12 protein-coding genes are annotated in these 16075 nt (G+C 47.0%); 2 read left to right on the top strand and 10 right to left on the bottom strand.

Annotation, left to right across the window (positions count from 1 at the left end):
- Positions 1-123 precede the first annotated feature (123 nt).
- The 6 genes from AC1DM9_RS04190 to AC1DM9_RS04165 all read right to left on the bottom strand — a co-directional run bounded on the left by AC1DM9_RS04190 (position 124) and on the right by AC1DM9_RS04165 (position 8280).
- The gene (locus AC1DM9_RS04190; RefSeq protein ID WP_477578691.1) at positions 124-1317 is read right to left on the bottom strand and encodes a Gfo/Idh/MocA family protein; all 1194 of its coding nucleotides are present in this window, start codon (positions 1315-1317) and stop codon (positions 124-126) included.
- A complete protein-coding gene (locus AC1DM9_RS04185) occupies positions 1307-3127 on the bottom strand; it encodes a right-handed parallel beta-helix repeat-containing protein (protein ID WP_477578689.1) in 1821 nt (606 codons plus the stop codon). The genes AC1DM9_RS04190 and AC1DM9_RS04185 overlap by 11 nt, the downstream gene beginning before the upstream one ends.
- Before the next feature lie 127 nt (positions 3128-3254).
- On the bottom strand, positions 3255-4670 hold the full coding sequence (locus AC1DM9_RS04180) for an endo-alpha-N-acetylgalactosaminidase family protein (RefSeq protein WP_477578687.1): 1416 nt from the start codon (positions 4668-4670) through the stop codon (positions 3255-3257).
- 75 nt (positions 4671-4745) lie between these two features.
- Entirely contained in the window at positions 4746-6374 is a 1629-nt protein-coding gene (locus AC1DM9_RS04175) for an extracellular solute-binding protein (protein WP_441880407.1), read from the bottom strand.
- Between the two features lie 60 nt (positions 6375-6434).
- Complete coding sequence (locus tag AC1DM9_RS04170) at positions 6435-7322, bottom strand: carbohydrate ABC transporter permease (RefSeq protein ID WP_441880405.1); 888 nt, start codon at positions 7320-7322, stop codon at positions 6435-6437.
- Positions 7323-7335: 13 nt separating this feature from the next.
- Complete coding sequence (locus AC1DM9_RS04165; RefSeq protein ID WP_441880403.1) at positions 7336-8280, bottom strand: ABC transporter permease; 945 nt, start codon at positions 8278-8280, stop codon at positions 7336-7338.
- Positions 8281-8509: 229 nt separating this feature from the next.
- On the opposite strand from AC1DM9_RS04165, the gene AC1DM9_RS04160 reads away from it, so the two are divergent.
- The gene (locus tag AC1DM9_RS04160; protein WP_441880401.1) at positions 8510-8647 is read left to right on the top strand and encodes a hypothetical protein; all 138 of its coding nucleotides are present in this window, start codon (positions 8510-8512) and stop codon (positions 8645-8647) included.
- Positions 8648-8671: 24 nt separating this feature from the next.
- Positions 8672-10843: a helix-turn-helix domain-containing protein gene (locus AC1DM9_RS04155; protein ID WP_477578684.1), complete on the top strand. Its 2172-nt coding sequence runs from the start codon at positions 8672-8674 to the stop codon at positions 10841-10843.
- Between the two features lie 82 nt (positions 10844-10925).
- Here the strand turns inward: AC1DM9_RS04155 and AC1DM9_RS04150 are convergent, their stop codons facing one another.
- From AC1DM9_RS04150 to AC1DM9_RS04135, 4 genes are read right to left on the bottom strand one after another with little or no spacing between them, the layout of a single operon-like run.
- Complete coding sequence (locus tag AC1DM9_RS04150; protein WP_441880397.1) at positions 10926-11942, bottom strand: metallophosphoesterase family protein; 1017 nt, start codon at positions 11940-11942, stop codon at positions 10926-10928.
- Positions 11939-12769 carry an alkaline phosphatase family protein gene (locus AC1DM9_RS04145; RefSeq protein ID WP_441880395.1) on the bottom strand — a complete coding sequence of 277 codons (831 nt, stop codon included), beginning with the start codon at positions 12767-12769 and terminating at the stop codon, positions 11939-11941. The genes AC1DM9_RS04150 and AC1DM9_RS04145 overlap by 4 nt, the downstream gene beginning before the upstream one ends.
- A 21-nt stretch (positions 12770-12790) precedes the next feature.
- Complete coding sequence (locus AC1DM9_RS04140) at positions 12791-13645, bottom strand: EamA family transporter (RefSeq protein ID WP_441880393.1); 855 nt, start codon at positions 13643-13645, stop codon at positions 12791-12793.
- Positions 13646-13702: 57 nt separating this feature from the next.
- The gene (locus tag AC1DM9_RS04135; RefSeq protein ID WP_477578681.1) at positions 13703-15841 is read right to left on the bottom strand and encodes an alpha-amylase family protein; all 2139 of its coding nucleotides are present in this window, start codon (positions 15839-15841) and stop codon (positions 13703-13705) included.
- Positions 15842-16075: the final 234 nt, after the last annotated feature.

The raw sequence follows: 16075 nt of genomic DNA, 5'->3' as shown, positions 1-16075 counted from the left end.
AAACCGACGGCAGCTCGAATGTCTGCCGTCGGTTGTTCCTCCTAATCTACCTTTTGTCCTCTTCGGTTAATATCTTCATCCAGCGACACATTGTCATCAAAGCGAAAGTCTATCGAGAACTTGTCACTTGCCGATCCATTTCCCGTTCGTGAAGTCTGGGATCGCTACCGGCTGCCCGCCCATAGCAATCGAATCCTCGGTTAATGAGGATATACTCATCCACGAAGCCATATCATATACATCAATCGGCGTTTGCGCCTTGTTCCTGAAACTCTCGATGAAATCCCGGAAGACAAGCCAATCCATACCGTCATGGCCTCCTTTAACTCCTTCCTGCAAATAGCTCTCCCACAGCGGATGTTCATATTGCTCGCGATGGTGCTCGACGTTCCCCCATTGCGTCTTCCAATTCGATTCATACTGGTTATGCTGTCCATCTATGAATAAAGAATGGTTCTCCTCCATATACATTCCTTTTGTTCCCCTTACCGTAAAACCTCTTGAATAATATCTAGGCAATGTAGTATCCAATGTGAGTGTAATCGTTTCTCCGCGAGCGCACTGGATGATAGTCGTTACGATATCGCCTTGCTTAAACCGAGTACGAGCAAGCTCGCTATCCTTCCTCTTGCATGTGATGTATTCCTGCATGCCTTCCGCCTTTGAGGCGAGAGACACAAGCGATACCATACGATTTCCTCTATTGATATCTAGTATTCTGGCGATGGGACCTAGCTCGTGAGTGGGATAATTATCGCAGTTTCTATGAATATATTCGTTCAGTCGATAATGACGGTTTTCTTTGCCATTAGCGATTTCATAGCGCAGGTCGTGAAGATAACCTCCTGAGCAATGGACGATTTCCCCGAGAATACCTCGCTTTACCATATTTAATACCATGAGCTCATCGCGGCCGTAGCAGCAATTCTCCAGCATCATGCATGGAACTCTCGTTCGCTCATAAGCTTCTACCAACTTCCAGCATTCCTGCATGGAATAAGCTCCTCCGACCTCGCAAGCGACATACTTTCCTTTCTCCATCGCTTCGATTGCGATAGGGATATGGGTGGACCAAGGTGTGCAGATCATGATGACGTCAACTGCCTCTTTATTCAGAACTTCATTATAGTCACCAGTTTCAAAAGGTCGACTGAAGCCTGCCTTTTCAATCATATTAGCTGCCTGTTCGCGACGATCCTCGTGCAAGTCACAGACAGCGACGACTTCCACGTCCTCCATTTTCAGCAATATGATTTCCAAAAGCCCCGTTCCCCGTCCACTAAGCCCGATTAAACCGATTTTCACTTTAGATTTCATCCTCGTGATCCCTCCGAATAATAGCTGCTTGCCCCTTATCGATCGCAAGGTGCTCTGCCTTCATTGATATCGTCTTTACGATTGCGACTGCCTTGTCTGCCATTGTATTCCCGCGAATTTCAACTCCGCTGCATGCCCGTAAGCGGATGATTTCTTGCGAATCAGCGTATTCTCCGCTCATATCGCCGTTCCTTGAGATCTGGTTATCCGCAACAATTAAGTCGTTTGTGCTCTTCGCATCCAATAATGGGGAACCGTCCAATTCAAAGCGGTTATTACTAATCACAACGTTGCTGTGCACGGGTGCATCCACTGATACAACCGTGTTCTCCGGTTGAATCAGAATGACCGGCTGATTACCGTTACCACAAGCGACAAACCGATTTCCCCTTATCTGGACATCGCGAACCATCCCCGATTCATACCAGCTTACCGCATCGTCGGCGATGAGAATTGCGCTCATATGCAGCTTCTCGAACAAATTATTCTCGATGGTCACTTTACGGCGCGTTGTCACTAGAATTCCACGAGTCGGTATTCTCTTGAAGACATTTCCGCATATGGATACTTCGGGCGTCCATGTGACATTCTCGATGACATCCTCGTCCCCGATCATTCTCGGTACCGGCGCATCCAGCGTCAGTTCGGCTTCACGCAGACTACGCTGCTTGATGTCGACAACATGACGGGTAGCATAAGGCGTCAAAGAACGTGTAGAAATAAAATCGATCTCATCGCCCGGATGGAACGCACGGAAACCGTAGCTTTGCGGATGCATAAACCGCACGCGAATGCGTCTCTCGTCCTCGGCGCCAATGATTCTTAGATGGGTACCGTGAATATTGATGGCATCATCGTGCGCACCCTCGAATAAGCAATCGTTGATCGATATTTTTCCTTTCATCCCGGAAAGATGAACAAAATCGGCGAACGCCGCCGCTGTTCGTCCATGGGAAGTATCCGGCGCCAATCGCAAGCCCTCCAAAGTCAAGTTTTCGCTGAATTGCCCGACGATCCCAAGCCCATGCATATATTGCATCCAGACATTACGCCAGGTAATATTCCGGCAGCCAACGATCAGAGCACCAACCTGATCCCGAATGCCGTCGCGCATTTGAAACACATGACCAACCTTCGTGATCGGAGCAGGCGATACAAACCAAAGCCGAAGCTTACCGAGCTCCATCTGTTCGACATGGCTGGCCAACGTGATCGGGTTGGGTACTCTCCAGGTCCGGTTGCTCACCGGGTCAAATTCCTGGGCAGGACCCCCGCGGTAAGACCAATCTTCACCGGTCCAATAAAGCTTATCGTCCATCAACAAATAATAAGAATCCGGATGAACCTCCACCTCCCAATAGCTTTCGAAGATCGCGACGATTCGCATTTCGGATATAGTCGGCCGGACGAAATCGATCGTCAGGTTCCTTATTTCCACGTCGACGCAGCCGTCCATGACGATCGGCGTCATTTTCCCGTGAAACAGCAGTCGCGAGCCGTTCCCTTCCACATGAATTCGTTTTGCCCCTTTGAACCAGAGGCCTATCGTTTTGATCGGATGGGGATGCTCCTTTTCGCTAGCCGTATTCGAGACGTAGTAAGGTTCTTTGCTAGCGTTATTGGCATACAAATCATATCGTCCTGGCGGAAATTCGATCACCGTCGGCCCATCCTCGGCCGAAGCGGCATCGATCATAGCTTGTATGGCCCTAGTCGCATCCTCGCCAGAATCCGGTATCGCTCCGTAATCAGTTACCCGAAACAAAAGGGGCGCCGGATCGTTTCCTATCTCATTTGCTTGACCTCGCATGCTTCATCTCCCAGTATGATCGACTTTTCACTACACTCCTTCGACAAACTGCGCTTGAGCGCCATCGAATCAATTGTCGAAACTGCAATGAGCGCCCCCTCGTCTCCTTCGTCCGCTCATTCTCTATTTATTGCTGCGATGGAATGATTGATATCGCCATTCCCGGCGCTAGAGAAAGCTCCAGCAACCCTCCCACAATTCGTTGACCAAGTTGCGCTTCCGATAATCCTTCAGCCGTAATTCGGTAGATATCAACGGCAGCTACTTCGTTCCAATCAGGCGGAAGCGACCAAGCCTTCTTCGAGTAACCACTCTTGCTAAATGCGATTAATTCCGGTTGCTCTTGCCATAAAGCAGGGAACAGCACGTCGTCTCCTACGCGCAGCGGCTTGCTGTCTCGACGAACGGAGTGATCCGCTAGATGAACGGAATGCCCTCCCGAATAATGAACGACCCTGTTATCGCCCTCGCCCTCTATCCGAATGCGATTAAGCGAATTCAAATACTGGTATTGAAGCATTCTTGTACAGATCTGCTCCATGAAGATATCGTGCCAATCCTCGCGTGAAACTTCGTTGTCAAGATCCCAGAATACATCCTCACCATGCACGCCCGCGCCGAACAAGAACTCCAGATCATGTCTGCGCGGAATGCCCGGTATAGAGTAATCTCGAATAGCAGCTCCGCTCAGCAGCTTGGCGGGTCTCTCCAGAAAATGCTTCTCCTGGTTCTGATCAAACCACCAGCACCACGGTTGCAATCCGATGAACGGATCGTTGCGATGATGGGCGAAATTTTCACTTGTCACATCTATCCCGCGACTTCGGAAATAGCGGATCGTCCGACGCATGTAGGAGGACTCCTCCTCCTGGGAGACGCCTCGGAATACATTCGCTCTCGGAAAATAAGCGTCCAGGTGTACCGTGCCGGCCTTATCAAGCTCCAACAGCGAGATCAACTTCTCGATTCGCTGGACGATTATCCCGCTCTCCCATTCCTTCTTATAAAAAATTTGATAGGCAGCCATATTATTATAGTTACCGATTTGCAGCAAAGAACCATCTTCGTTACGCGAAATCAGATCATGCTCCATGTAAAGATCCCAATGCGGGCTATTATCGTAGGCGTCCGTCATATTGACATGAACGCTAACTGTTGTGTTATAACGTTTGGCTGCTTCCGCCAACCACAAATAGCTGTCCCTCGCAGTCGAATCCTGCGGCCTCTTCAAATGGACATTCACCTCATCCCAGGCAGGGTATCTGTCATCGTGACCATTATACTGCCATCCGACCAAATAAATGATTTTTGGAATGCCTCTGGTAAGTCGATCGATGTCCACAATATATCGAAGTGCCTGTTCAAACGTACAAAACACCTTCGACCCGCCTTTACCGTCCGGAATCGCCATGCCCAGCTTCATCGTCAGCGTCTGACTATAATCGAAATTGTAAGGGCTCTCCGGCTGCATCGTTGCTTGCCAATCGTAATAATCCCCCGGAATGGTTCTCCACGCTTCATTAGTATCTATTGAGTTAGTCATCCTGGCCTCTTCCTTTCTGTAATGAAGAAACCTGACAGCGCCACACATCGACGCTGTCAGGCTTCGCATTTCTTTTTACTTGGATACTTGAGCGTTCATCATATCCACGATCGATTGATAATCGCCAATATCCGAAAGCTCCTTCTTAAATGCATCCCATTCGGAGAGATTTCTCTCGCCAAGCAGGAATTTATAAATATTTTCGTCCAAATACGTTTGTACCGCGGTCATGATTTGTGCTTTCTTCGCTTCGTCATCTTTGCTCAGACGAACGACCGGTGCTTGTTCATACGGAGCAATGGCCGTTTCCGAACTTGTGAATTTGCCCATTCCCTCTTGAGGACGCATCTCCTCGAACTGACCCTTGGCGAAAAATTGCACTTTTTTATAAGCGATATAGTCAGTAGAATAATTTTGCGGGGCGAAGACGAAACCTTGACGCGTTGTACCATCACCATTTAAGTCTTTCTTCTCTTGCCAGTCTCCGTTTTTGTTGATGAATTCCTTTTTACCTTCGACCACTTGGTAGGTTTTCCCTTCAACGCCCCAATGCATCAAATCAATCATTTCATCCGAATACTGATAATCGAGCATCTTGACGATAAGTTCCGGATATTTCGTGTTTTTGGAGACCATGACGCCGTAGTTGGCATAGATGGTATGACCCAAGAGGGCCGGCCCCAACACCCACTGATCGCCGTACTTTTCGTTTTTCGGATTGACCGCTGCTCCCCATGAGACGCCTTGGTCCGGAACGGAATATTGCTCCCACCAACCTGCCCACGCCAACGGAAGCATGAAGGACTTGCCGGTCGTTACTTTCGCCTTCAATTGATCTTGAGACTGGCTCAGGAACTCGGGATCGAGCAGCTTCTCGTCGTACAATTTGCGAATATACATTAAACCTTCTTTGAAAGACTCCTCAGTCGGTCCGTATACGTATTTCTCGCCGTTCCAGTAAATATCGCTTTTCGTATGGTTCGAGAGAGCTAACGCGTCTATGAATTTTGGCCATTCCTGCGAATTGACCGGATAGGAATCCGGATACAGCTCTTTTAGCTTAACGGCCGCATCGTAGAATTCATCCCAGTTTTCCGGAACTTTGATATTATGTTTTTGGAAAACATCGAACCGGTATAACGCTGGGTATGCGGAACCCGCTAACCCCGTATCGTTCCGGAATCCATCCCCGAAGAAAAACATTTTGCCTTCCGGTGTATACATACTCTTGTCCGAGAACTTTGTAGACTCCAAATAAGCTTTATAGTTTGGAGCGTACTCGTCCAGGTAAGGCGCAATGTCCAAGAGGGACCCTTGGTTGCCGAATTGGAACATGACCTCGGCATCCTTCACACCCGACATAATGTCCGGTGTATCGCCGCTGGCCAGCGTCAATTTTATTTTCTCCGGATAGTCGTCACTGTTCACATAGATCCATTTAATATCAAGCTTTTTGCCGATATGTGCTTCCATCTTTTCCTTCCAGAGCTTATAGAGCTCGGTATCCTTCGGATCGTCCCCGAAGCTGGACATGTAAGCGTTAATCTTGATCGTTTCCTCAGCCGGTTCGGATGGCTTGGATGTCTCACCGGAATTGCTGTTGTTTGTTTGCTCTGACGGTTTGTTGTCTCCTTTGCTGCAGCCAGCAAACACGAGTGTCGCAACGAGCAGAAAACTAAGCACTAGAACCATTTTTTTCTTCAAAGCATAACCCCTCCATGAATAGTATTTGTTAATCTATGTTTAATTTCAGATCAACCGCTGTTAGCCTTTCACCGAACCGATCATCATTCCGGACACAAAATGCTTCTGCAATAGCGGGTAGACGAACAGAATCGGTAATATCGTGACGATGATAGACGCCATCCTAATGTTTTTGGTATTCAGATTGTACGTCTCGAGGAATCGTTGCAACCCGCCTGAACTCGTATCATCCTTCAGTTCGATTACCATCCTGCGCAAGAGCAACTGGATGGGATGACTGCTTTCGTCATTGAGAAAGATCATTGGTTCAAACCACATGTTCCAGAACATGACTGCACCGAATAGCGCAAATGTCGCCAGCAGCGGCTTGGATAATGGCATATATATGCGAAACAGAATGCCGAGATCATTCGCTCCATCAAGGTAAGCGGATTCCCGCAACTCCTTGGGAATATCTTGGAAGAAAGTACGGAAAATGATGATATTGAATGCGCTCATTGCAACTGGCAGCACGATCGCCCATATCGTATTGAACAAATGTAAATCCCTGATAAGAAGGAAGTGCGGAATAAGTCCCCCACTAAATACCATCGTTATGATCACGTAAAAGACCAACGGTTTACGAAATACGAATTCGTTGATTGCTAACGGGTAGGCGAATAAGGAGGTCAGCAGCAATTGAAGAAAAGTGCCGATGACTAAGAACTCAATCGTATTCATATAAGCATTCAAGATGTTTTTATCCTGTAAAATGAATTTGTAGCTGTTAAAGTCAAATCCTCGCGGATACCAAGTAATCTTGCCCTGAGCAACTAAGGTGGGATCGCTAATCGAAACAGCAAACGTATTTAATAGCGGATAAAGCATAACAATACATAGCACGATCATAATCGTGTAATTAATAATATCGAAAGCTTTAGACCCAAGCCCTTCATTATATACTTTCAATGTATCCCCCCCCTTACCATAAACTGTTTTCAGATACTTTCTTGGAAAAGTAATTCGCAAATACAATTAAAACAAGACTGATCACGGAGAGCATCAAACCGACCGCGGTGCCATATTCAAACTGTCCGCCTTGCACGCCTACCCGATAGACGTAAGTTTCGATAACGTCCGCCGTTTCGTAAATTTTTGGATTGTACATGAGAAGCACTTTTTGAAAATCCGTGCTTAGAATACTTCCTAGCTTCAGAATGAGCATGACCGCTGTCGCGGGAATAATTGCCGGCCATGTGACGTATCTCAGTCTCTGCCAACGATTCGCGCCGTCTATGACCGCTGCTTCGTGTTGCGCCGGATCGACACCAGTAAGCGCTGCCAAATAGATGATGGCTCCATAACCCAATTCCTGCCATATACCCGCACTAATGTAAATCGGCCGGAAAGCTTCCGATATATACAGCAGCGTCTTTGGTTCCGCCCCAAACCAAAACAGAATTTTATTGACGATCCCCTCTACTGAAGTAAATTCATGAACGAAGCCGACAACGATTACCGCGGATAGAAAATGCGGGAAATAAGTAATCGTTTGCACAGCCCGCTTAAAAAATTTATTGCGAAGTTCATTCAATAATAAAGCGAATAGGATTGGAGCCGGAAAACCGAAAATCAAAGAATAAAAAGCAAGCAATAGCGAGTTTTTAGTAATCCTCCAACTCATTGGACTATCAAAAAACGCCTTAAAATGGTCGAAGCCGACCCAAGGACTTCTCAAAAAGCCCAACGATGCGTCATAACTTTTGAAGGCGATTGTAATTCCATACATGGGTAAATACTTGAAAACTAGAATAACCAGAAATCCAGGCAGCACCATTAGGATCAAGTAGCGCTGCTTCCAACATTTTCGCAGAAAGCTTTGTTTTTTTCTGAGTTGCAGATTATGCGCAAGCTGTTGATTCTGCAAATTTCACCCCTCCAGTACACATATACATAATGTCAATAAAATGTAAGCCCTTTCGAAATGCAGCTGATCATCTCACCAAGCCCACATCGTTCTTGGTGACCTCAGCATACGGGAGATGATGAATTTCAAGCAATTATCAACTATTAATATCGTTTGAATAATTTCATTTCGATCGAAAATCGATTGTATGTGAAAGAACGAAAATCGCTCCTGCATACGAAATATGGGAATGTCATTTATTAATGTGCTGTTCAATATTTCAGCTGCGCATGACAGCCAAGAATTATCCCCTTATAATGATGGAAAGCGCAACCCGCTTTATGCAAGCGGTTACAAAATAAAGATTAGAAACCGATCTACCTTATAGACAGAAAAAAGGGAGGTTTACAACTTGAACAGATTATTCCGAACTGTTTCCACTCGATATCACAGAAGCAGCGTTCTGTTTAAGCTGCTCATCGTCAACATGATTTTTATCATTCTGCTCACAACGCTGCTTGGGTTCAACTACTCGTATTTGAAAACAAACGTCAAGGAACAAGTTGTGCGAACGAATGAAGGCTTCCTGAAGCAATTGTCCGGGGACTTGTCTGGTGAATGGTTGGAGATTCGCAACATGATTTATAATTTCAGCGTTAGCTTGGATACGAAGCTCCTGTCCAACAATCCCAAAAATTCACGGTCTTATTACCCCACGTTAATGGCATACAAAAACAAAATAACGCAATCGAATCTGCAGCTTCCGTTCCGGGCGCAAATCTCCACTTACTTCCCGAATCAGGACTTGGTGATCAGCAGTGACGGAACCCGTAGTTTGAGCGTCTTCTATAAGAATCTGGATGTTAAAAACGGTGGTGAAACCTGCCGTTGTCTGCTGCAAAACGAATTGGAGCAACTGTATAATTTCCGCAATACTATCGTGTTCTCATATCGGCTATTCCCGGAAGGCTATATATTCGTACAAATCGCCAAAGCCGAGCTGCTCGCTTATCTGAACAATCAGACTATGTTGCTTGATAATGTTATCGTGATAAGCGATAGGGAAAATCAACTTTTTGTAAGTACAGCGACACTTGATCCAGCAATCGCCGAGCAACGGCTTCCTGTGCTAAAAGGTCCGCTTATCATTAATGGAAATAAATATACGCCTATTTCTCAAACAGATCCATTATTCACTTACACCGTTTTGTTCTCGGAAAGCCAGATGCAGGAAAAGCTTAAAAAGGCCAACGGGTACACCTTCGTCTTGTTTGCCCTTTTCTTCGCCGTTAATTTGGGATTTCTGTTCGTCAACTGGTCCATGTTCAGGCCGCTAAGGCTCATGGCGAGAACATTCAATCAATGGACGACGGGCCCTGCTACGAAAAATGAATTTGCGATTCTCTCGGATACGTTCAAGGAACTAAATTCCGCCACAGTCTCCATGAAACAGGAGATCACGGAGCAAGCCGACATCTTGGAGCATAACGCGCTGCTTCGGCTGTCAACGGACGAGAATTATACGATGAAGCCCCACATAAACCGAATGCTGTCCGTGAAGTATGATTCCTACGCCATACTCACCGTCATTGAAGAAAACAGCCAAGGCCAATCCGTTACCTTGTATGCTCCCTTACTGGAAGCGGCGTTAAGTCAATCCCGACCGTACATTCGACTGCATGCCCATAGCGATAAATCTATATTTATCACAAGCTGCTCCGACACGAACGCATTGGAAGCTCTTGTTTCCCGCGTCTTTGATAGCTGTCCTGATCCGGTAGACAATATGCTTGTATTTTGCGGTATCAGCTCCGTTCATACGCGACTAGAGGACATCGGCAAAGCGCTTCGTGAATCGACTGATGCAATTGACAAGCATGTCCCCAATCTAGCCCATTTAAAGAGCGTCATTCTCTATCAAGATCGGAACAGCGATCAAGCGGCGGTCATCCACTTGTCCATCGATAAGGAGCAAGAACTTGTCAACTATACCCTCAAAGGAAATACAGAAACGCTACAGCAATTTTTCGATAAAACGATACAAAAGACGTTCAAAAATTTAACATTTGAACAGTTCCGGAACATGCTTCGTTACCTCCACGACCTGCTGCTTGTCATCATGAACAGTAAGAAGATCAGCGTCGAAGAGGTGTGGGACGTTCCGCCGGCATTTTCGCATACGTACCATCTCCAGTATTTATTCCGGCAGATCCAAGAGGGATATTTTCTCGTGGCTAAGCGATCCGCCCTGCCGATTACGCCTCTTCTGGAGCAGATCAACCAATATATTGACAAGCATTATGCTAATCCGGACTTATCGTTAACGCTAATTGCCGATCATCTGGCTATCACTCACGTGTATTTATCGACATACTTTAAGAAGCACTCCGGCTATAACTTAAACTACTACATGCACCTTGTTCGCATCCAAGCTGCAATCCGGCTTATCCAATCTCATCCGAATATGACCATGAAGGATATCGCGGAACAAGTCGGATACTCGAATGCTGGAACGTTCATCCGGCATTTCAAGAAAATATCCGGGACGACGCCCACGCAGCATGTCAGGTTACAGCAGGAATAGAAATAAACAGAACACGATACTAGTAAGGAGGCCGCTGCTTTGAACGGCCTCCCTGCTGCTTTGCTCCGGCACTGCCGAGCTTTTATGTTTCGAAGGTTATGATCCTGTCTACTCCCGCTCCGAACCGGGTAAGGCGCAATTCGCCCTTCGCGTAATCAATGCTGATGAGATCGAACGCCGTCTCAGTCACCGTACCGACCGTCCTTTCGGGGCTTTCGTCATAATTTCTGTAGCTGACCGCGTTAAGCGTAGATATCATCGGGATACCGTCATGATACAGCACCTGATCGATATGAACGTGTCCGAACAGGCAAGCGACGACGTGTTTACGGTTTGTTTTGATGATTTTCCAAATCTTCTCACCGTTCTCAACTTCTCCGTCGACGTACCCTTTAACCCCACGTTGAATAATAGGCAGATGCGAGAAAATGACAACTTTCCAGTTTTCGCTTTCCGGTACACTGGTAAAATCGAACACCCTATGTTCGAACCAATCGACCTGCCTGTCCGAGAAGGCGTATTCCCATTGCCCGTTTTGCTGCAGCATCCCGTCCGCTTTTATTTTGTAGACAATATCGATGCTGTTCAACATTGCGATCCTCGTTTTTTTGTCCGGGATATCATAGTAGTAATAGAGGCCGCATTCGTTCCCTTTATCGAATGTTACCGTGCCTTCCAACGGTTTAAGCCAATTCTCGTAAGATTCAATAGGACAGATCACATGCTCTACACTTCCGGTTTTTCGATAGAAATCATGTATGGAATTATCGTCATGGTTGCCTTTGACCGGTAACGTGGGACACTCCGGTACACGAAGCGTATTAAGAATTTCTCTTTGCGATTGCACGACCTCCTCTTTCGGGCCGTTCTCACTGAAATCTCCGCCGCACACGATCGCATCCAGTGGAAGCAATTGCGCCAATCCCCTGATGGCCGCGGCCGCTTGAAGCTGATTGCCTCCCGACATATGATGCGGATCCGTATAGAAGAGCAATCGTACGATCGCATCTCCCTGATCTTTTGTTGCCTTTTGGGCCACTGCCGAAAGCTCTGAACGGAAATACACTGGAATTTCTATGTCCTGATTAAGGCGGTTCACTCGACTGCCTCCTTGAACAAGCCTGCGGGAACTTGGCCTGACCAGGTGTTCGGTGCCTCTAAACCGAGCGCTTTAACGACGACAGCAGCAGTATCTTCTATGCGAATCGGCCTCGCCTCGGTAGGGGTGGATACGTTCGGGCCTGCGCAGCCCCAGAAAATTGTCACATCCTTCGGATGATCGCTGCCGTGATTCAACGGATCCTCGCCGCCCCCGCCATGATCCGCGAGAAATATAATTAGGCATTCCTCCAACAAGTCCTTATTCCGAAGAAGATAAAGAATGTTACCCACCAATTCGTCCGTCTCTTCAATGACTTCCAAGTATAGCGGCGACCCATAACCGAAGTTATGTCCCGCCCCATCGATTCCGTCGAATTGGATGAACATGACCTTGAAGTCCGAATGCTTTTCGGTAAAGCCGGCTACTTCTCGAACCAGATGCTTATCAGCATGGACGTTTGCAATATACGTAGCAACCCCCTCTTCAATAATTCCGTCATTAATCGGCTTCCATGCGCTGAACGAGGCGATTACAGCAGACGGATCGGCTTCCTTGACGAGTCTCATAAAAGAAGGATAAGGCGAATCGGCTGGATACTTGCTCTTCTCGGCTCTTTCGTTCGTCAAGCCATGCAGCTCAGGCTTTACCCCATGAAACATAGATCCCCAACACTCCCCGCTAATGGTCGGAATCACTGTTTGGGCAGCGTAAGTAATAAATCCGCCGTCCAATGCTTGATCGATATTCGGAGTACGTGCTTGATCGATCATATTTCCGGCGCCATCCAAGCCGATAACAATTACTCTCTTCGTTAATTCCTTCACGTTAATCATCTCCTTTATTTGTTATCCGCTCATTCCAACTACAATAATACCGGCTGTTATCGCAGAAGCTGTCACAAGTCTTCTGAACCCGCTTTTTTCTTTTAGTATCCATATTCCCAGCAAAGTAGCCATGACCGTACCCACTTCCCTAATCGGAGCCAGGTGGGACACCGGTGCTAATTCCATCGCAACGAGAAACAAGAAATATGAGCCCGGCATCAGGATTGATCCGAGCAGGATCATTCGTTTATTTCTTCGCCACTCGCCCGTTAACACTTGTACGTTCAGCATCGTTCGACTATTTCCTAGCATAAAACCAAAGTTGGAAACCGAAATCAGAATCAAAGGAGATACGTATTGCAAAGTCATTTTATCAATGAGCACATAAGAAGTAATACATAACCCTACTCCCACAGCGGTCAATATAGGCTTCATCTGGAAAGCCTGACCTGCTGAGGGGACCCTCTTCCATTCACTTAGTCCCAATATGCCGATAAATATAATACTGACTCCAATCCATCCCCATAAAGATAATCGCTCGCCCATAAATATGACGCTAATCAAAGGAATAAGCAGCACTCCCGTACCACGCTGAATCGGATAAACCTGCGACAAATCACCTAACGCGTACACTTTGGATAACATCCATGCATAGGTCGCTTGTGCTGTCATGGACAGCAACAATAAAACATAAACCTCCGGCGGATAGCTCCTGCTCACCAATTGTGTCAGTAATAAGGGAATAAGCAGCACGTTCGCCGCAATGACAATGAGGGAGAGATAAGCTTGCTTATGCTTACTTTTCTTAGTGAATAGATTCCATAGAGCATTCATTGTGCCTGACACGAGAACCAACGATACAGCGATCCACAACATACCCAAACCTTCTTTGCAATTGATTGCCTTAACAGGACAACGATGGTCTAATCCGCATCATGTTTTGAAGCTAAGAAAAACTTTTCCACTCTCTGCCTCGAAACGGATGCACAATGTCAACAACCAGCCTTCTTCGCAAGCGCTGTCATCTATCGCAATCGCGAGTCCGATCCCGGAATGCTCCTCAAGTGTGTACGAAGCCGGTACCTTTATCCAGTAGTGCTCTGTCATGCCTCTCGCTCCGCACAGCTCGAGCCGCAAGCAGTTATTGTCCCAGCATTCGTCGAGCACGCTAACCGCATCCATGCTAACGTGGCGGGAAGAACCGATTAATTGTGGTCGGTTTTCGGCTTTACATAACCCGACAATTTGGCAAGCCCCAAGCTCTAATGGATCTAACGCGATCGCTACAGAAAACTTGCCCATATAGCTTTGCTTCCAGAAATCGAATGCATGATATGCGTCACTCGGATCCAAGGCCAATGCTTCAAGCTCCAGTTTAACCTCAGTTAGCGGAACAATCGCGAATCGGCCAGCTACGCACCAGCGGCGAAATGGAAGGTCGAAATGAATGGCCCAGAGCGATGCCGTCACATACGATTCCCGCATCTCGTCGTTCAAACCCAATATCGCATACGCATACTCTTCCCTCGTCTGACTAGCATTTTGCTGCGGAAAAGTTAAGTCCAATGGAAAAGTCATATCAAGTGGGCCGGTTTCACCTGTCATCGTCGGCAGCGAAGGGATGCAGCGCTGAATGGAGCGAATCCTTTCGCTATCGTACAGGTCTGTATCATCGCTAATAATCATCAAGCCGCCTGTTAGCGATACGAGCGATAGAAGCGTTTGCCCCCAGTCTTTCTCTGTTCGCACGCAAACGTAATCAGGATCGTTCAAGAACAAAATTCGCTGCGTGTGATACCACCTTGCTGTCTCCACCATTTGCTTGCAAATCGCTGTCCAGCTCGCATTGGAATCCCCTGCAATTCTACAAGCATCGACGATTCCGACCGCTTCTGTTAACACGCCCCAGCATGCTAGAAAATATGCATCCTCCCCGAGCTGCTCTCGCGCACATTGGAGATAAGCTCGCAAGCTGCGAGATGCCTCTTCGCTCGTAATACATCCTTCATGGACAGCCTTGTGCAAACCTTCGTATAGATAGTGACGAATTTGATCTGTTTTGAAATAGCTGTAGCCTATTTCCTTCAATCCCTTGTAGAGTGGCGCAACCTGCTCTGCAAGCGTTTCTGGCACTGCCTTGATCACGTATTCAATCCATTGTCCATATAGCGGATCGCCGTTGATATCCCGCTCGAAACGGTCGCGATGCGCAGCGACGAACTCAGGATTCGTGACCATCGCGCTCGTCCATATGCCCGCCTGAAAATCTCTCCCCACGATGCTGGAAATTATACCCTTGTGTCCATCAGGAAAGCGTGCGTTCGTCGATAGCCAAGCGTCAGCAACGATGCCATCTCTCTCTGGCGGAATAGCCTCACGCTGAAACCCGTCATCAATCTGCATGTGAGTCAGACCATAAGGCTTGAAGTGCGTTTCCAAAAATGAAGCCGTACGTTCAATATCCTCCCCGGTTACCTGTTGTGCGAATGCCTCCCATGAACTCCAGCCGGTAATCGGCTGCAATTGCGGACGCCATTGCCAAGGCTTATGGTACTCGTAGTGAAGATGCATCCGATAATAATGCATTCGTAAATTGACGATCCAAGGCCGTAAGCCCCCTTCTATTTCGAGTTCAGCTTGCCAGTTCCCATCTTCGTTCTGCTCTAAGCGCGATTTTGTCCACCTCCATCCTGCTCCGTGCCAATCGATCAACAAATCCTGTAGAACATCGTACAAGCCATTAACCCCAGAGAGCAGCGGTTTGCCGACCTGTCCAAGTATGGCTTGCCCTCTTACAGCACGATTCGGCCTCATGTTTATCGCTTCTTTACTCAAATAAACGATGACTTTGACCACAGCTGGTTTATCCAATGCCAAGTAGAGCTGCTGGATCAATGGGCTGCTTTGGATATTGCCGTTTGATACTTCCCGATAATAAGGCTTTATCCCCTCTGGAATGCTCATCGACAGTAAGCGACTGCCGTTATAATCGTAATTCAGTGACCGAGTGCTGGCATCCCAGCTTTGCGATGCATGTGAAACGGGGGGTTCCTTGCCTGATATCACGCTCATCCAACGACCTCCATATACGATTGATTTCCCCATACTGTCATGCTAATCAAGAGCATATTCAGACACAACATTCATAATTTAATCTGGCACTCGAAAATGCATAAGCACGATATTCAATTATTCATATTCCTTTCAAATTTTTAACCGAACAACCCTATAGCACCATTTTTTCGTAATGATCTTAATAAAGCGATATAGTTGATTCCCCCTTTAAGTGATAGATTAAGGGACATC

It is taken from the genome of Paenibacillus sp. 01T431 (assembly GCF_056398625.1).
This window is presented reverse-complemented; position numbering and strand designations above follow the sequence as displayed.

Bases quoted from the DNA above. Each gene is read 5' to 3' on its own strand.
- AC1DM9_RS04190 (WP_477578691.1), bottom strand. From the start codon at position 1,317: ATGAAATCTAAAGTGAAAATCGGTTTAATCGGGCTTAGTGGACGGGGA.
- AC1DM9_RS04185 (WP_477578689.1), bottom strand. From the start codon at position 3,127: ATGCGAGGTCAAGCAAATGAGATAGGAAACGATCCGGCGCCCCTTTTG.
- AC1DM9_RS04140 (WP_441880393.1), bottom strand. From the start codon at position 13,645: ATGTTGTGGATCGCTGTATCGTTGGTTCTCGTGTCAGGCACAATGAAT.
- AC1DM9_RS04180 (WP_477578687.1), bottom strand. From the start codon at position 4,670: ATGACTAACTCAATAGATACTAATGAAGCGTGGAGAACCATTCCGGGG.
- AC1DM9_RS04135 (WP_477578681.1), bottom strand. From the start codon at position 15,841: ATGAGCGTGATATCAGGCAAGGAACCCCCCGTTTCACATGCATCGCAA.
- AC1DM9_RS04160 (WP_441880401.1), top strand. From the start codon at position 8,510: ATGTCATTTATTAATGTGCTGTTCAATATTTCAGCTGCGCATGACAGC.